16 protein-coding genes and 2 pseudogenes are annotated in these 16,801 nt (G+C 67.9%); 17 read left to right on the top strand and 1 reads right to left on the bottom strand.

All coding sequences use genetic code 11. The features are described 5' to 3' along the window. The 13 genes and pseudogenes from ACZ4N5_RS40995 to ACZ4N5_RS40935 form a co-directional block, all read left to right on the top strand. Positions 1-442, top strand: a 442-nt coding sequence (locus tag ACZ4N5_RS40995) for an FG-GAP-like repeat-containing protein (protein WP_467762062.1), incomplete at its 5' end; no start/stop codon positions are given. A 73-nt stretch (positions 443-515) separates the two neighbouring features. Then, positions 516-1,121 (top strand): trypsin-like serine protease, encoded by a 606-nt coding sequence (locus tag ACZ4N5_RS40990; RefSeq protein WP_467762061.1) that lies wholly within the window; start codon positions 516-518, stop codon positions 1,119-1,121. Between the two features lie 27 nt (positions 1,122-1,148). Beyond that, positions 1,149-1,533, top strand: a pseudogene (locus ACZ4N5_RS40985) (IS6 family transposase); the annotation flags it as partial. Positions 1,534-1,916: 383 nt separating this feature from the next. Further along, on the top strand, positions 1,917-5,354 hold the full coding sequence (locus tag ACZ4N5_RS40980; protein WP_467762060.1) for an ALF repeat-containing protein: 3,438 nt from the start codon (positions 1,917-1,919) through the stop codon (positions 5,352-5,354). Between the two features lie 82 nt (positions 5,355-5,436). Next, positions 5,437-5,826, top strand: a complete 390-nt coding sequence (locus ACZ4N5_RS40975) for a hypothetical protein (protein WP_467762059.1) — start codon at positions 5,437-5,439, stop codon at positions 5,824-5,826. 487 nt (positions 5,827-6,313) lie between these two features. After that, the gene (locus ACZ4N5_RS40970; RefSeq protein ID WP_467762058.1) at positions 6,314-6,808 is read left to right on the top strand and encodes a MarR family winged helix-turn-helix transcriptional regulator; all 495 of its coding nucleotides are present in this window, start codon (positions 6,314-6,316) and stop codon (positions 6,806-6,808) included. Positions 6,809-6,960: 152 nt separating this feature from the next. Next, positions 6,961-7,572, top strand: coding sequence for a DsbA family protein (locus ACZ4N5_RS40965; protein WP_467762057.1), 612 nt, complete (start codon positions 6,961-6,963; stop codon positions 7,570-7,572). A gap of 36 nt (positions 7,573-7,608) precedes the next feature. Beyond that, complete coding sequence (locus ACZ4N5_RS40960) at positions 7,609-8,415, top strand: MBL fold metallo-hydrolase (protein ID WP_467762056.1); 807 nt, start codon at positions 7,609-7,611, stop codon at positions 8,413-8,415. Between the two features lie 2 nt (positions 8,416-8,417). After that, on the top strand, positions 8,418-8,828 hold the full coding sequence (locus ACZ4N5_RS40955) for a nuclear transport factor 2 family protein (protein ID WP_381803721.1): 411 nt from the start codon (positions 8,418-8,420) through the stop codon (positions 8,826-8,828). 378 nt (positions 8,829-9,206) lie between these two features. Next, on the top strand, positions 9,207-9,587 hold the full coding sequence (locus ACZ4N5_RS40950) for a hypothetical protein (protein WP_467762055.1): 381 nt from the start codon (positions 9,207-9,209) through the stop codon (positions 9,585-9,587). Between the two features lie 56 nt (positions 9,588-9,643). Beyond that, positions 9,644-10,477 carry a transposase family protein gene (locus ACZ4N5_RS40945; protein WP_467762054.1) on the top strand — a complete coding sequence of 278 codons (834 nt, stop codon included), beginning with the start codon at positions 9,644-9,646 and terminating at the stop codon, positions 10,475-10,477. Positions 10,478-10,583: 106 nt separating this feature from the next. After that, positions 10,584-11,240 (top strand): annotated as a pseudogene (locus ACZ4N5_RS40940) (transposase); the annotation flags it as partial. Then, the gene (locus ACZ4N5_RS40935) at positions 11,237-11,659 is read left to right on the top strand and encodes a hypothetical protein (protein WP_467762053.1); all 423 of its coding nucleotides are present in this window, start codon (positions 11,237-11,239) and stop codon (positions 11,657-11,659) included. The pseudogene ACZ4N5_RS40940 and the gene ACZ4N5_RS40935, both read left to right, overlap by 4 nt. Positions 11,660-11,679: 20 nt before the next feature. Here the strand turns inward: ACZ4N5_RS40935 and ACZ4N5_RS40930 are convergent, their stop codons facing one another. Beyond that, entirely contained in the window at positions 11,680-12,585 is a 906-nt protein-coding gene (locus tag ACZ4N5_RS40930; RefSeq protein ID WP_467762052.1) for a hypothetical protein, read from the bottom strand. Positions 12,586-12,853: 268 nt separating this feature from the next. Here ACZ4N5_RS40930 and ACZ4N5_RS40925 point away from each other — a divergent pair, with 268 nt between their 5' ends. The 4 genes from ACZ4N5_RS40925 to ACZ4N5_RS40910 all read left to right on the top strand — a co-directional run bounded on the left by ACZ4N5_RS40925 (position 12,854) and on the right by ACZ4N5_RS40910 (position 16,726). Beyond that, the gene (locus ACZ4N5_RS40925; protein ID WP_467762051.1) at positions 12,854-13,669 is read left to right on the top strand and encodes a hypothetical protein; all 816 of its coding nucleotides are present in this window, start codon (positions 12,854-12,856) and stop codon (positions 13,667-13,669) included. After that, positions 13,666-14,427, top strand: a complete 762-nt coding sequence (locus tag ACZ4N5_RS40920) for a hypothetical protein (RefSeq protein ID WP_467762050.1) — start codon at positions 13,666-13,668, stop codon at positions 14,425-14,427. Before ACZ4N5_RS40925 ends, ACZ4N5_RS40920 begins: the two co-directional genes overlap by 4 nt. Further along, complete coding sequence (locus ACZ4N5_RS40915) at positions 14,424-14,990, top strand: hypothetical protein (RefSeq protein ID WP_467762049.1); 567 nt, start codon at positions 14,424-14,426, stop codon at positions 14,988-14,990. The genes ACZ4N5_RS40920 and ACZ4N5_RS40915 overlap by 4 nt, the downstream gene beginning before the upstream one ends. A gap of 419 nt (positions 14,991-15,409) precedes the next feature. After that, positions 15,410-16,726: a competence protein CoiA family protein gene (locus ACZ4N5_RS40910; RefSeq protein ID WP_467762048.1), complete on the top strand. Its 1,317-nt coding sequence runs from the start codon at positions 15,410-15,412 to the stop codon at positions 16,724-16,726. The last annotated feature ends 75 nt before the right edge of the window (positions 16,727-16,801 follow it).

Raw genomic sequence — 16,801 nt, 5'->3', positions numbered from 1 at the left:
CGACATCAACGCCGACGGCAAAGCCGACCTGATCGTGCACGGAAACGATGGCAAGGTCTCGGTCCGCATCAACAAGGGAACGTACTTCGACGGCGGCGCCGACTGGAGCGCCGGCTGGTCCAACTACCTGGGCCAGCCCGGCCAGGGCCGTCTGTACTTCGCCGACATCAACGCCGACGGCAAAGCCGACCTGATCGTGCACGGAAACGATGGCAAGGTCTCGGTCCGCATCAACAAGGGAACGTACTTCGACGGCGGTACCGACTGGAGCGCCGGCTGGTCCAACTACCTCGGCCAGCCCGGCCAGGGCCGTCTGTACTTCGCCGACATCAGCGCCGACGGCAAAGCCGACCTTTTCGTCCACAGCAGTGACGGCAAGGTCGCCACGCGCACCAACACCGGCACGTACTTCCAGATCGCCCCGGGCGACGACTGGGTCTAACGGCCCACCGCCACGAGGCTCCGGCGAGACCCCTCGCCGGAGCCTCAACCGAAGCTACCTGTAAGGGAACCGAATGCCTGGGAAGAGAACCCGCGCAGCGCGGGTCACGGGGCTGCTGGCGGGCATCGCCGCGGTAGGCGTGCTCACCACCACGCCGGTGCAGGCCGTCTCCGGCGATGTGGCCGCGGACAACACGTACGCCTTCACAGCGAAGATCAACGTCGGGGACAAGACCGCGTGCACCGCTGTGCTCGTCGACCCGCAGTGGGTTCTCACCGCGGCCAGCTGTTTCGCGGACGACCCCTCCCAGCCGCCGTCCTCGATCACCGCGGGTGCGCCGACGACCGCGACGACCGCGACGACCGCGACGATCGGCCGCACCTCCACCGCAGGCCATGTCTTAGCGGTCACCGAACTGGTCCCGCGCACTGACCGTGACCTGGTGATGGCCAAGCTCGCCGCACCGGTCACCGACATCGACCCGGTTCTCGTCTCCGCCACCACGCCCGTCGCGGGCGAGCAGCTGCGGGTGACCGGGTATGGCCGTACCAAGGACGAGTGGGTGCCCGACAAGCACCACCATCCAGGCGCCGGTCAAGAACTGGACCGGCAGTGTCCGCTGACGCAGGCTCAGCACGACGAGGGGGTCACGGACTCCGTGACCCCCTCGGGTCACTGACACGTTGGCGGATGGCGTGGCAGGACCTCCTGCGAAACGTTCCGGCGGTGGTGCCGGAAGTTCGTGCATGCCTACGCAGACGACTGCGCCGTCGCCAGCCCCGGCCCGGGGACAAATGGCATCTGAACGAGGTGTTCATCAAGATCAACGGGGGGCGGAAGTACCTTTGGCGGGCCGTCGACCAGGACGGCGACGTGCTCGACATTCTCGTGCGGAGTCGTCGGGGAAAGGTCGCCGTCCGGCGCTTCTTCCGCAGGCTGATGAAGAAGAGCAGCGCGGTGCCGCGAGTGATTTTCACGGACAAGTTCCGCTTCTACGGCGCGGCCTACCACGAGGTCATGCCCTGGTCGAACATCGCTCCCGCGAGGGCCTGAACAGCCGGACGGAGAAGAGTCACCAGCTCCGCCGCCGGTGTTTCCCGCTCCTTCGGTATTCGTATGACCGATGCCACCGGCCGCCCCGACATCATCCAGGACGAACAGAACCCCGCGGCAAAGAATTTGCGTGGAGCCTATCGATGCGCCATTCGCGGACCTCGCATTCGAAATTCTTTATATCCAAGTGCCGGAGAGATCGGGCAAAAGGGACCGAGTTTCCATTTATGGTTCCGCGCGAACGTCATTCATGTGATGCTCCTCAGGAAATTGGCCTCACTGCCGCTGAACAACCCGTCCAGGCAGTCAACTCATCGCGGTAGATGCGCAGTTCTCCGCATCAGCCGCCAGCCACCTGTAACTGACAGCCATTCACCATCGGTGGACGGCTGCCCGTTGCCGAGCGATTGGGATTTGATTCTTGACCACCACGTTCTGGAGCAGACGGCGCGTCCTGACCGCCGCTGCTACGGCCACGGCAGCCGCCGCGCTGCCCCTCGCCACGACCGCCCGGGCGTTAGCCGCCACGGCCGACGCGGGCGATGTCCCTCCCCTCCCCTCCCTTCCGGACACCCCACGGGCCAAGGCCGTCACGGCGTGGCAGGTCGGCGGCAAGGCGACCCGGGAGGCCGCGGCCGCCGCTCTCGTCGGCACCGACACGGACGTCGAGGCGTTCATCGCCACGGGGCTGCCCTCTGCCGTCGCCGAGGACAACCGCGTCGCCCTTTTCAAGTCCCTCTCCATCTCCGGCAAGGGCACGGGGGCCGAGATCTCCCGCGTGCTGGACGCGGGTGACACCGAGATCGCGGCCTTCCTCGCCGGCGGATTCGCGACGGCGCAGACGGAGGACCTCAGCGTCCTCACCTTCACGCTCAAGGCCCTGGGAGGCAAGAGTGTGCAGGCCGCCGCGGACACCGCGCTGAATGACGGCTCCGGCGAGGCGCTGATGAAGTTCGTCACCGCCACCCAGTTCTCCGCGCGTCTCCAGGACGAGACCGCCGAAGTCTTCAAGGTCCTCAACGGCGCCGGGCCGGAAGTGACGAAGTACGCGACGCGCGCCCTGGACGACGGCGGCGCAACCGCCATCCGCTGGTTCCTGGAGATCGGGCAGAACATAGCCCGGGCCCGCGACGACGAAGCAGCCACCATCGAGCAACTCGTCGCCGTCGCCGAACGGCAGTCCAAGCGAGCCCAGTTGACTACAGAGAAGGCGAAGGAGGAATCAGGCAAGGCGGTCTCGGCAGCCGCCGAGGCCAAGAAGGCCGCCCTGGAGGCAGCCGACGAGGCACAGGCCGCCAAGCAGGACGTCGCCAAGGCCGCGGCTGCCGCCCGCACTGCCGCCAGCGCCGCCAAGGGCGCGGCGAACGCCGCGTCCACCGCCATCTCCGCCTCCTACGCGGCCCAGTCCGCCGCCCGCAAGGCCGCGTGGGCCGCCCACGCCGCGACGTCCGCCGCGGCCATGGCCGCCCATGCCGCCTCCAGCGCCTACCAGGCCGCCATGGCGGCGTCCAAGGATGCGTCCAAGACGAAGGCCGCCAAGGACGCGGCAGTCGCTGCCCGCAACGCCGCGGCCAAGGCACGTACGGCCGCGAAGGCAGCCGACGCAGCCAAGGTCGCCTCCCAGCAGGCGGTGTTGGCCGGCAGCTCCGCCGCGTCCGCCGCGCGCGACGCCGCCGCCGCCGCGAACGCCTCGGCCGCCGCGGCCACCGCCGCCGGTGCCGCCCAGTCGGAGGCAGCCGCCGCCCGCGGGGCCGCCGCCGAGGCCGACGCTCAGGCCGCGCGTGCCACCCGTGCCGCCTCCCAGGCGCAGACCCTGGCCAACAGCGCGGCGACGGCCGCCGGGGCAGCCCGTGACGCGGCCAACTCCGCTGCCGACCACGCGGAGAAGGCGGCGGCCGCCGCCGACGAAGCCGTGAAGTACGCGGGCCAGGCGCTCGACTTCGCCAACAAGTCCACCGCGTACGCCAACGACGCCCAGGCCGCGGCCGACGCCGCGGTCAAGGCCGTCCTGGACGCACAGAAAGTGGAGCAGCAAGCACGCGACGCAGAGCTCACGAAGCTCGACCAGTACACCGACCAGGGCAAGGCCGAGGCCGCCGCGCTCGCCGTCCTCGAGCAACAGGACAACGCGAAGGCCCGCAATCAGCTGACTCAGCAGCAGGCCACGGACTCGGCCACGCTGGACCTGATCGCGGCGGCGCAGACGGCGTACACGGCCGGCGACCACCCGACGGCCATAGGCCACGGCCGCAACGCGTGCCTCAGCCTGCTGTCGTCCCACGGCACCTGGACCCGCGAGGCCGCGGCGTTCGCGCTTGCCGCCGGTGAGGAGTCGGTCCTGAACTGGATCGACACCGACCGGACCATCGCCCAGAAGCAGGACGACCGCGAGACCGTCCTGTTCATCAGCCAGGTCTCCACGCCCGATGTGGCGATCGCGGCACAGGCGGCCCTGGAGTCCACGGACGACGCCGCCCCCGCCGCCTTCCTCACCACCGGCGGGATCCAGGCGGCCAAGACCGACCAGACCGCGGCGATCTTCCGGATTCTCGGTCAGAATCCCGGCAAGGCGGTCACGCAAGCGGCGACCGAGGCCCTCAACGACGGCTCGGCCAAGGCCGTGCACGACTTCTTCACCGTCAAGTACGGGCCTGCGCTGGCGCAGGACGACAACGTAGCGGTCTTCTCCTCCATCGACTCCGCGGGTCCGTACACCAAGATGTCGGCGACCGTGGCGCTCGAGGGCCCGACCTGGATGCGCCGCAACTTCGTCGTCGCCGTCCACCCGCGGATGTTGCAGCTCGACTCGGACTCCGCAGCCCACATCGCGGCGATGCAGGCCCTACTCGCCCATGCCGCCAAGCTGGCCCAGGACGCGACGACGAACGCGGCGTACGCGCAGAAGGTGGCGGCGGACGCCCGCAAGGCGTCGGACGAGGCACAGAAGTGGGCCACAGCCGCCACGAACTCCGCCGCCAAGGCCAAGGGCTACAAGGATCAGGCGGACGCCCACGCGGACGCTGCGGAGAAGTCCGCGGCGGACGCCCAGGCTTCCGCGGACAAGGCGAAGGCCGCGGCGCTGGCCGCCCGCGGCTCCGCCCGGCGCGCCAACTACTCGGCGAACCAGGCGACCGCCGCCGCGGACGCCGCGACGGCGTCCGCCATCAGCGCGCAGGCCTCCGCCAACTCAGCCGCCGCCTCGGCCACCCAGGCCGGCAAGGACGCCAAGGAGGCGGCTGCGGCCGCATCCCAGGCCAATCAGATCGCCGCCACGAAGCGCAAGCAGGAGCAGCTGGAAGCGGCCAGGAAGGCCGCGGAGGCGGCCGCGAAGGCCAAGCAGAACGGCGTCGACCAGGCCGACAACGCGGACAACGACGGGGCGAAGAAGCCCGGCACGTTCCTGGGCGGCACCAAGGGCGACTGGCAGGCCGCCGCCGCAACGCTCGGCACCGTATCCACCTACGCGGGCTACGTCGCCGCTCTTTCTCTGCTGGTCCCGCCGCCGGCGGGCGAAGCCCTCTACGGGTTCTTCGGCGGGGTCTCCCTGATCACGGGTGTGGCCAGTACCGTCATCTACGGATTCACCAACGGCATCGGCTCCGCGGAATTCCTGACCTCGGCGGTCGGCGTGGCCCTCGGCGTCTTCACCACCGGTTTGCCGTGGACCAAGTTCGGTGGCACGGTCGGCGTCATCGACGACGCCTTCAGGGGACTCGAAGGCGGCGTCATGTCGCTCGGCGCCCAGGCTCAGCGCCTTGGTATGGCAGCCCTTTCGCCGGCTACCGGCGCCATCGTCGATGCCGCAAACACGGTGGGCGATGCTGTCAGTGACACCTGGCACGATCTGACACCGTGGTAATCCCCGAATGATGTCCTCCGGGGCGGAATCCAAGCGATTTCAATAAATCACCTCGTGTTCCGTCCCGGGAGGGCCCGCGGCCATGTCTCTTCATTTGATCGCAGGCGACTGGGTTCTCATCGCCGGCGTCACCACCATCATCTACACGGTCGCGATGCGCTGGTGCATGCCGACGCCGAAAGCAAAGCGGCGAATATCCTTCGCCCCGCTGGGCGGCAGCGTATTCCTGGTGCCCACCGCCATAGTAAAAGGATATTCCGCCTCCTTCACTCTATACCTGTACAGTTGTGTCCTGCTCACTTTCGTCATCATGCTGGTTCCGGTCAGGAAAAGAGTCGCGGCCGACGTTTTGGAACAGGAACAGAAACCCTGGGACAAGGTGCCGTTCAACATTGTTTCTTTGTACTGGGTCGTATTTTCGTTCACGGGCTGCATTATCGCGATGCTCTACATCTGGCCGACTATTAATTGACCTCGATTCTTCGTGACGGTCCGTCGGTTTCTTCGGCGGGCCGTTTTGGGGCTGTTCACAGTTGAACCGTACGTGTACTACAGCCTCAGATCTTGTGACTGCTGATCGTTGATGTCGTTGTCTGGTCATGCTGGTTGATGTGGCATCTGCCTCGATTCTTCACCTGAGCCTTGTTCAACCTGAATGCGCTGGTCATGGGGCTGGTGCGGGTGGGGGCTGAGGTGCTCGTGCCGGTCGGGGGCGTGATCGGTAGCAGGTGATCATCCGGCGCGTTGCCGGTTCGCTGGATCGCGATGCCGTTGGGGGTGCCTCGTAGGCTCTGAGGAGAGCCGGGTGAGAAGGGGCTGCTGGTGGCGGATGTGCTGGTCTGGGTTATGCAGCGGCAATGAGGAAATCCAGCAATAAGGCTGGGCGAATCCGCTGTGTCGGCCCTGCCCGGCATGATCGGTACGGTGGTGCTGGGGCGAGGAGAGGAGGCGGCGAAGCCGTGGGCGAGGAACCGGAGATCAGGACGGCGAAGGAGGCCGCCGACCACGAGCTCATCCTTGCCTTCGGGCGGCTGCAGGGGGCGGCGAACCGGCTGGAGTACATCCTCGGCCGGGCCCTTGAGGTGGAGTGCGGCATCAGCCATCTGGTCTTCGAGGTGCTGCTGATCCTCGGGCGGGCGAGCGAGCCGGGGTTGTCCATGCGGGCCATCGCCCAGGAGCAGGTCCTGACCACCGGCGGCGCCACCCGACTGGTGGATCGTATGGAGACGGCTGGTCTCGTGACGCGCGCGGAGTCCCCCGACGACCGCCGCGGGAAGCTGGTGCGGCTGACCCCGCTGGGCGAGGAGACCGCCGTACGCGCTGCCAGGGTGCACCTGGACAAGATCAAACGGTACTTCGTGGAACCCCTCCCGGCGGCGCACCGCGAGCGGTTCGCGGAGGATCTCCGGATCCTCAGCCACACGGCTAGGGATGTGCTGCCTCGGCTTCCCTGACCTGCGGACCGGCGACAGCGCAGGTCCAATGGCATGGGCCGCGCTCGCGTGTCCCAGTTCACACGGGTCGAGAAATATCTGACACGTCAGTTACTGTTTGGTCAGATGAATCGCTCGCAACCGGCGGGCGTCCCTCTCTGCCGAGGTCTTCGATGAAGCTCGTCTACGTCTTCGACGCCTACTGCGGCTGGTCGCACGGATTCACCGCGACCCTGCGCGAGATCACCACGCGCCACCCCGACCTGCCGGTCGAGGTCGTCTCCGGCGGTCTGTTCACCGGCGGCCGCCGGGTCCCGATCCGCGACTTCGGCTACGTCCAGGGGGCCAACGCCCAGATCGCCGAGCAGACCGGTGCCGAGTTCGGCGAGGCCTACGAGCAGCTGATTGCCGACGGCTCGTTCGTGATGGACTCCGAGGCCGCCGCCCGCGGCGTCGCAGCCGTGCGCCAGGTGGCCCCCGACCGCGCGACGGAGCTGGTCACGGCCCTGCAGCACGCCTTCTACGTAGACGGCCTGAGCCTGTCGGAGGCGGCCACGTACCGGTCGGTCGCCCAGGCGGCCGGGCTCGACGCGGATGCCGTCGTCGCAGCATTCGAGGCGTCCGAGGCGCAGACCGCGGCCCGCGCCGACTTCCGCCGCGCGGCCCAGCTCGGTGTCTCCGGCTTTCCCACCCTCCTCGCCGTCGACGGCGACCATGTCGTCCCCCTGGCCCGCGGACACGCCACCGCCGACGAGGTGGACCGACGCCTCGCAAGCCTCGACTGACCCCGCAACCCTCCACCCCTGCAAGGAGCCCCCAGCATGAGCGCCCTCGACTTCAAGATCCTCGACCTCGACTTCCCCGCCGGATCCAAGAACAAGACCGCCACCCTCGTCACCGGCGAGACCGACGCCCTGCTGGTGGACGCCGCGTTCACCCGCGCCGACGGCCACCGCCTGGCCGCCGAGATCCTCGACTCCGGCAAGAACCTCACCACCGTCTTCGTCTCCCACGCCGACCCCGACTTCTACTTCGGCGCCGAAGTGATCGCCGACGCCTTCCCCGACGCGGTCTTCGTCGCCACCCCGATCGTCATCGAGCACATCAAGCACTCCTACGAGGGCAAGCTCAAGGCGTGGGCGGCCCTCGGCCCGAACCTGCCCACCCGCCTTGTCGACCTCACCCCGCTGACCGGCGACCTCACCCTCGAAGGCCACCGCTTCGAGCTCAAGGGCGGCTCCGACGAACTGCCCGACCGCCACTACCTGTGGCAGGCGGAGTCCCGCGCCCTGCTCGGCGGCGTCCTGCTGTTCCAGCAGGAGCACGTCTGGGTCGCCGACACCGCCACCCCCGAGTCCCGTGCCGCCTGGATCGACCTGCTCGACGAGATGGCCGCCCTGAACCCGGAGCTCGTCGTCCCCGGCCACCGCCTGCCCGACACTGCCGCCGACGCCTCCGCCATCACCGCCACCCGCGACTACCTGCTCGCCTTCGAGCAGGAACTCGCCAAGGCGGCCGACGGCGCCGCGCTCACCGAGGCGCTCATCGCCCGCTACCCGGACAACGGCATGCTGATCGCCGCCCAGATCGGCGCGAAGGTCGCCAAGGGCGAGATGAAGTGGGGCTGACCATGAGCGAGTTCGCCACCTCCACCGCACCCGCCGACGTCGTACGGCGCCAGTACCTGGCCTCCGCCGCCGGGGACCTCGAGGCCCTGCGCGCCACCCTCGCGCCCGACGTCGAGTGGACCGAGATGGCCGGCTTCCCCCTGGCCGGCACCTACCGCACCCCCGACGGCGTCACCGCCAACGTCATGGAACAGCTCGGCAAGGACTGGGAGAACTGGACCGCCCACGACGACACCTACGTCGTCGACGGCGAGAACGTCGTCGTCCTGGCCCGCTACACCGCGACCAACAAGGCCACCGGCAAGGCGATCGACGTACGCGTCGCCCACCACTTCGTCGTACGCGGCGGACTCATCGTGCGCTTCGAGCAGTTCGTCGACACCGCTCTCGTCCGCGACGCCATGACCGCCTGACCCGACGCGGACGTCGTGGAACTTGCTGTAGTCGACTCTGCACCCCGGAGCCTGATCCGCGGTCACCCGCGTGGCCGGGCGGAACGCCTGCCCGGCCACGCTGTCGGCGGGGTGATCGGCCCGACGAACCCGGATCACCGCGCAAGTGCTCGCCGAGGCCGGCACCTTCCTATGGGAGCAGTGGACCTGGAAGGTGTCGGTCCCCTCTCGCCGAAGAGCGAGCGCATGGGCGGAGCACGCGCAGATCACCGCCTCGGACTCAGAACAGATCGGGGCCGCCGTCGCGGCGCTCCGCAAGAGGCACGTCGGCCTGGCGGTGCTGGTCAACAAGATCGCACTGAACGGCTGCGCAAGGAGCTCGCCGAGATCGATGCCGAGGTGGCCCGGCTGGAGGCCGCAGAGGTGATGATCGGGCAGTTCATCGAGGCGGAGCGGAGCGGGCAGGCCGAGGCCCCGGTTGCGGCCGAGGAGTTGGGGCGGGTGACGACTCCGGGTGCGGGCGGGATGCTGCTGGTCCCGCACCGCGAGCCGGGCATGGACGAAAGCGCGCTGCCCGCCGACTACCAGGCGATCACGAAGATCGTGGCCGCGGCCTCGGAGCCGGTCCCGGCCAAGGATGTCAGCGTCCAGCTCGGCAGGGGCACCCAGCCCGGGCAGGTCGAACCGGTGCGCGAAAAGCTCAGGCGCCTGGCGGACCGGGGCTGGCTGCACCGCGCCCCCGCCGGCCGCTTCACCGCCCTGCCGCAGTCGCCGGTCTGACCGGCCGCGGCCTGATTCCGGCGTACGCGCATGCCCCCGGCAGGAGTTGGGATTCCATGCGAAAGAACATCAGCCCCGCCGAGGGCACTGAGAGGCTTGTCTACCAGTGCCGCCTGCCGCTGTCGAGCGCCACCCTGGACCTGGTTGCCGGCTTGGTCCGCGGCCACCTGAAGAAGATCCGTTCCCGCTGGCGCAAGCTCCCGCCCGGCCGGATCGCTCTTATCGTCCTGGCAGTCCTCCGGCATGACCAGCGGCTTTGTGACATGGCGGGTGGCAACGGCGTCTCCGCCTCCACCGTGCGCCGCTGGCTGCTGGAAGTGATCGAGCTGCTGTCGGCCCGCGCCCCGCGCCTGGACCGCGCTCTGAAGAAAATCGCCCGCAAGGGTGGCGTCGTCGTCCTGCTCGACGGCACCCTCGTCCGCACCCGCCGACGCACCGGGGACGAGAACCGGCCGAACTATTCGGGCAAGCACAAGGCCCACGGCCTGCTGTTCCTCGCCCTGACCGACGAGCGCGGCAACCTGCTGTGGATCTCGGCGGCGAAGCCCGGACGTTCCAGCGAGATCACCACCGCCCGCCACAACAAGATCACAACCCACCTTCGGGAAGCCGGTCTGGGCGCCCTGGCCGACCTCGGCTTCGTCGGCCTGGACAACGACCCCGACGACCCGGTGATCGTCACCGGCCGTAGGGCGAGTCGCGGTCATCCGCTCACCACCGCCCAGAAGGAGGCGAACCGGCTGGTCAGCCGCGAGCGGGCGGCGAACGAGCACGGCTTCGCAGACCTGAAGAACTGGCGGATTCTCACCAAGGTCCGCATGAACGCCCGCCATGCCACCACACTCCTGCGCGCCCTGCTCGTGCTGACGAACGCGGAAATCAGCCGCTGACGGACGATCACCTGCCGACGATCACGTTACCGACCGGCACGAGCACCTTATCCACGGCCCACGCCAGCCCCGCGACCTGCAACGTCAGGTTGAAAACCCCTCAGTGTGGGACTACCTCCCTCACGACCTGCCGCCCGCTGGCGCGGTGAAGTACTACTTCTACAAATGGCGCGACGACGGCACCGACCAGACCGTCCACGACCTGCTGCGCTGGCAGGTCCGGGAGAAGCGGGGCCGATTAGCCGACCCCAGCCTGGTGGTGCTCGACACCCAGAGCCTGCACGCCGCCGCGGGGGTCCCGGCCGGCACAACCGGACGGGACGCGAACAAGAAGGTTCCTGGTCGCAAGCGGGGCCTTGCCGTCGATGTCCTGGGCCTGGTGATCGCGGTGGTGGTGCTCGCCGCCTCCGTCCACGACAACGCCTTCGGCACCGTCCTGCTCGACAAGGTCACAGCGAACAACGGCACCGTGACGAAGTCCCTGGTGGACCAGGGGTTCAAGAAGACCGTCGTGGACCACGGCCAGCAGGTAGGCATCGAGGTCGAAGTCGTCGCGCGGAACTCGGCCGATGTCGGGTTCGTCCCGCAGTCCAAGCGGTGGATCGTGGAGCAAACGAACGGGATCTTGATGCTGCACCGCCGGCTGGTGCGCGACTACGAGCACCGGACCGCCTCGGCCGAGTCCCGGGTGTACTGGGCGATAAGCGACCGGATGTCGAGGATGCTGACCGGCCCCTCCACCCCTGCCTGGCGTGGAGCATGACCGGTGGAGAGCTGACTTTGGGGGCGGTACTTGTTCGGCTGGAGGAACGGGAGCGTGAGATCGCCGCGGAGGCTGAGGCGGCTCGGGAGAAGCTCGCGGAGCTGACAGCATTGTTGAACGGGTTCGAAACAGCCGCCGAGGAGATCCGGATCACCCGCAAGACACTGCTGGAACTGCCCGATCCACCCCCGTCCGAGCCGCTGGCCGCGAAACTGCCGGACCATCCGGCCTACCAGCAGATCATGGTGGTCTTCGCCGCGGCCAATGCCCCGCTGCGGGCGCGGGCGGTGTGTGAAGCGATGGGCGTGGAAAACGCGCCCAACAGCATCAACAACGTCCGCCTGAAGCTCAAGCGGCTCGCCGAGCGGGGAATCCTGGCGGAGACCGAGCAGGGGCTGTTCACCCTGCCGCGACCGTGACCCGTCCCGGACACCGGGCATCAGCTCGCGCGTCGCCCTGTGAGCAGGTCCTGGTACGACTTGGACTGGAGCTGCAGGGGTGGAGCCAGGTCGCCAAAGGACTTGCCGAAGGCTTGCGGCGACCGCGCCAGTTCCATCAGCACCTGGTCCGCTGCGACGGCGCCGGCAAGGTTGGACGCCAGGGCCGCGCAGGTCCGAACGCCTGCATGCGGGTCAGCCAGCCAGGGGCGCGTGTCGCCGTCGAGGTGGCCAATGGCGATCACAATCGTCGCCAGGTCGTGCGAGGAATCGGCGGCCCAGGCCATCGACGTCAACTGTTTCAGCAGCTCCGGACGTTGCGCGGAGGCTGCGGGATGCCGCGCCAGTGACCCGACAGCTGCGGCGGCGCATGTCCTGCGCCTGGCGCGTTCCGACGCGAGGTGCGGCAGTGTTCGCCGCAGGAGCGTGGGAACCAGGTCGAAGCAGGCAAGCGCCGCCTGATCAAGGACGAGTTCACCCAGACCCGTGCCGTCCCGCCACATCCGGGCCCTGCCATCCGCATCGGTCGACACGTACTCGGCAGTCCAGGCCCGCAGCTCCGGTGCGCGGTCCTTGACCCGAGCACGGATCTCCGCAGCCCGGTCTCCGAGGTCGGCGGCCACGCCGACCTCGTACAGATAGGCGAGCATGGCATCGGGCAACGAGGGATCATCCGGCCCCAGCAGCGGATTGTCCAGGAGCTCGGCGACAAGCAGCGCGGTGGGCGCCGTCGCAGGCCAGGCCTTGCCCTCGCGACGAAGCGTCGCCGACCACAGGTGCGAGTACCCGTCGACGAAAGCCTCCGCATCGTCGCCGAGGAGAGCAGCCAGATGCCGCGGCGTGTCGCCAGCGGGGCCCGAGACATGGAAGAGGCCGGACCAATCCACGTCATGCGTACGGTCATACACAACGGGGATGGTGCCATAACACCTCGGTGGGCTCACATTGCCCAGACTCACTCCGGATCGGCGGACACGTTCACCCAGCCCGACCCCGGACACCCGACCCGCCAACCTCGCTCAACCCGCAATCACGAACCGGACATCAACTTGCGTATCGCCCTCTGAGACGTGGGCGCGTCTCGCAGTCGATCTACGGGTCGGCAAGGTGACTGGCGCTGCGGTAACTAGCGAGTCCCGGAGCGATGCATGGCAGCTTGCACACAGGGGACTCCTCGTGGACAGCGCGGAGGAGGAAATCGTCTCTACCCTCATTTACCACGGATGGATGCGCATCGCGAGCCACGAGCAGCAGGTCATGCTCACGCCCCCGGCTGAGTCCTTTCCAAGTCGCTCGGTCTCGGGTGAGGAGTTCGGCCGGCTGATCGAGAGCGATGAGCCCGTATCGACGCTCGTCGATCCACACGAAATCCGTCCGGACGACGAGCAGCAGCTCTTCGGCGTGTTTGCGGCGGATCGCCTGGGCGGGAGCTCGGCGTTGTTGGCCATGTCGGGAGCAGGCGCGGCCAGTCGGAGTACGGAGGATCGTCGCGTTGAGCTCCGCAATCCTGCTGCTCTTGGCCTCGAACGCGTCGATCGAGACCCGTGGTCGATCGTTACGTCGCCCGTGCGGTGCGCCGTGCTCGGCCTCGAATCCAGGGACGATGCACCGTCGTGGACACTGTTCGCGGAGCCGGATGCCGTCTCGCAGCTTTGGGAGACGCGTGACCGTGACCGCGCCGACTTCTGGCTGATGATCGAGCTGACGGCATCCGAGGCGGATCCGCCGGTGTGGATGCCAGCCGGCCAGATCTTCGAGCAGATGTCTTTCACCGGCCGCCAGACCCTTGCGACGAGCGCGGGGGTCGGCACTCTGGTCAGTCCTGGTCGTCGTTCGACCCTGCTGCTTCCGGCGTTCTGCCTCGATCAACATCTCGGCTCGCCTGAAAGGGATCCGATGCGTGCGACACGGCTGCGGTGCCCGCTGCCTCAAGGTGCGACCCAAGACCGGGTATGGCGGCAGAGGATCATCGCACGCGGGGGCCAGGCGTGAGCGGGGGCGCGGCGGTGACGCCGCCTGATTTGAGGCAGGCGATCATCGACGCGATCCAAGCGTCGGAGCCCGACTGGGGCCAGTTCGTCGAAGACAACCGTGAGGCAGCCGGAGGTCTTCCGCTGGCGGTGAAGTACGTCCCGGCGCGCTACGCGACCACCTACCGGAACCTCAACGAGGGGCTGTTCATCGGAAGGGGCAACTTCACGTGGGGGTGCGGCGTCTACGTCACTGGGGTGCAAGATCCGTTGTCGACCGCCATCTACGGCCACGTCGGCGTCGTGTCGCGGTTCGACCCCACTGGTTGGAAGGTTTTTGACGCGCGCGATCCGGATAAGGAGGCGCTGTACCTCCAATTGCTTCACACCCGGCCTACTTATCGCGCGGCCGTCGTCACGGTTCACGCCAACCACTGGCTTCATGAGTTCCGGAACCGGTTCCGTGAGGCCTTCGAGATCGATGTTGTCCTGTTCCATCCCGACGAGAGGGACGCCGGTAGTTGGTACACCTATCCGGGGCACACATGGATGGCCGTCAGCGACTGGGAGAGCCCCGGGAGGCTGTCGAGTGAGAAGTACTCGACCCGCTTTGTGGACGTCTCGCTGACGATCCTCGTCGAGGAGGAGTTCATGCCGGACACGCCTGTCCTCACGCGCACCCCTCAGTTCAGGCTCAGCGGTGGGCCGCCCACGCCACTATCACCGGTCGTGGTGCGCAACGCTTATCAGACGAAGACGTTTGTGCGGGTGCAGTCGTGAGTCTGATCGGGATTTCCGCGGAACTGATCCGCCGCGCAGTCGTGGACGTGGGCTACTCGCAGGATCTTCGCGACGCCATCGCAGCCGATCAGGGGGCGCTCGAAGGGTTGGTCTACGAAGACATCGTTGAGGATGAACTAGGTTGGCTGGCGCCCAGCGAGTGGCAATGGTTCGCGCACTGGCGACAGAGCATGGGCGGCCCGCTCGACGAGACGATACTGCGACACCTCTCGCTGGCAGCGGTCACCCGATACGCCCGATTCAACCTGCGCGGACTCGTGATGCGCGATCAGCGCACCAACGAGCTCGCACAAGAGGCTGAGCCTCGCCAGACGCACGATGACCTCGGGCTCCGCTGGCTCGCCGTCGAGGCGCAAACGGTCCGGGACAGCATGGAGGTCGTCCGCGACGCGCTGGAGCACGCTACAGAGGCCTCATGGTTCACGCTGCGCGTGCTCACCTCCATCGACGACGAACGCGGTGTGAAAGTACGCGATGAACTCCGAGACTTTGCAGCGCAGCGTCAACTCGGCACAGAGATCATGCATCGCTGGGGCATGTGATTTCACCACAGCTCGACGCACGCCACTTAATGCGCGGCAAGGCCGACCCCATGTCCTCTAATGCCATCGCCCAGAGCCCGACCTGGGCGGACGCCTATCGCATTCACTGCTTGAGGCCGATCTTACGGACACCCCATGTCAGGACCGGTTGACCGATCTCGGGCAGGACAAACCTCTTGAGACCCCCTCAGGGACGATGCTCACTGGGCATGGCGGGAAGCTAGCAGAAACCTCAATTGACCTGCGAAGACTCACAAGTTAGTTCGGTTAACACACCTGATGCCTGGTGGGCACCCGAGATAATGGCCCGAGCTGATTTGGGATGCATCGGCGACCGAATCCGCGAGGGCCGTGTGCTTCCGAGGTCGCCCTGCGCCGGGGGACACTTGGGTCACGAGCCAAGTTGTGCAGGAGGTGGCGTGCCTCGGGATCAGCGCCTGGTGCAGACCGCGGTGATGAACAGTGCGGAATCGGAGACACCCGTTCTGCTGCCGATGGGCACTGCCGAGGCAGACGCGTTCCGCCGGGCGCACGTCGGGGAGACCTTCTGGTGCGGGCAGTGGCTGGGCGGGTGCAGAGGCCGCCTGACCATCAAAACCCCGCTCCGGCGAGTGGCCCATTTCGCCCACGTTCCAGTTCCGGGACGGCCTGAGTGCCGCAGAAGGTCGGTCGGCATCTCGGGCGCCGACCACCTCTTCATCAAGCACCAGATCCTCGCGTGGCTGGAAAGCCAGAACATCCCCGCAGCCGCCCACCTTCCAGAAGATGCCCAACCGCCCGGAAACGAGGTGCTGTTCGATCCAGCAGGCCACGGCTGTCTCCGCGTCCTCATGGACCACACAAGCGACGCACTGGCGGCGGCACCCGTGGATGGCACCCAGCTACTCCTCGGCCCCGGCGTCACACACGATCCCCACCAACTCACCCTCAACGGCTACGTCCTGCGCATCCGCTGCGACACAGACGGCCACACACGCCGCGTCATGATCGGAACCCAACTCCACAGCGGCACCCAGTGGGTCAGCCTGGATGCCTGCCACCTCATGCCCTGGGGGATATCCACCCCCGCAGCCGCAGAGATCCGAAACCTGCGCAGCAACAGCCACCCCCTCGTCCCCTTCCCACGCCGGACCACGCCGGCCCGACCGGGCGCCTCGGCCCGGCCCGTGGCAGCGCCCCAGGCGACGGAAGACCGCCAGGCCGCGTTCGACGCACTGCACACCGCGGTTGAGGGCGAGCACAGCACCACCGAACTGCGGCACTGCCTCACCCACGCTGAAGCCACCGCCCGCAACGGAGCGAACGCCGAGGAGAACAAACTGCTCCGCCGCGCAGCCGACCTCCTGCTGCGCCGTGAACGCGGCGTGGGCGTCAGTACCCCACCCGCTCCCGCGCCACGGCGCGGCCGACTCTCCCGAGCCGGGCGCACCCGGGGGAGTGCCGCAGGACAAGCCGCCGAGGCGGTCGCCGACCTCCTGGACACTCTCCACCGGCGCCGCGGCCGCCTACAGTCGCGCGAGCAGCAGCGACTGGTGTCCCAACTCAAGGAACGGGCCGAAGAAGCCGGTCCCTGGCTGACACGCCCGCAACGCAAACAGATCACCGACTGGGAGAAGCGCAGCCAGCCAACGACCGCACCCGCCGCGTCACCCGTGACACCGCCTGGCTTCGTTCACGTTCAGCAGCAGCGTTTGTTCACTGGTTGCGGCAGCAGTTGGCGATCAGCAGGCTCATAGATGTTCACGAGAAATGACGGCGCTGTCGCTCCGCGGCGTCAAAATTCCGTGCGGAGGCCCGGGACAGGTCTCACA

Source organism: Streptomyces sp. NPDC026500 (assembly GCF_055567635.1).
Note: the sequence above shows the minus strand (reverse complement) of the source record. Positions and strands in the feature narration are given on the sequence as shown.

Bases quoted from the DNA above. Each gene is read 5' to 3' on its own strand.
- ACZ4N5_RS40975 (WP_467762059.1), top strand. From the start codon at position 5,437: ATGTCTCTTCATTTGATCGCAGGCGACTGGGTTCTCATCGCCGGCGTC.
- ACZ4N5_RS40960 (WP_467762056.1), top strand. From the start codon at position 7,609: ATGAGCGCCCTCGACTTCAAGATCCTCGACCTCGACTTCCCCGCCGGA.
- ACZ4N5_RS40990 (WP_467762061.1), top strand. From the start codon at position 516: ATGCCTGGGAAGAGAACCCGCGCAGCGCGGGTCACGGGGCTGCTGGCG.
- ACZ4N5_RS40935 (WP_467762053.1), top strand. From the start codon at position 11,237: ATGACCGGTGGAGAGCTGACTTTGGGGGCGGTACTTGTTCGGCTGGAG.
- ACZ4N5_RS40965 (WP_467762057.1), top strand. From the start codon at position 6,961: ATGAAGCTCGTCTACGTCTTCGACGCCTACTGCGGCTGGTCGCACGGA.
- ACZ4N5_RS40955 (WP_381803721.1), top strand. From the start codon at position 8,418: ATGAGCGAGTTCGCCACCTCCACCGCACCCGCCGACGTCGTACGGCGC.
- ACZ4N5_RS40945 (WP_467762054.1), top strand. From the start codon at position 9,644: ATGCGAAAGAACATCAGCCCCGCCGAGGGCACTGAGAGGCTTGTCTAC.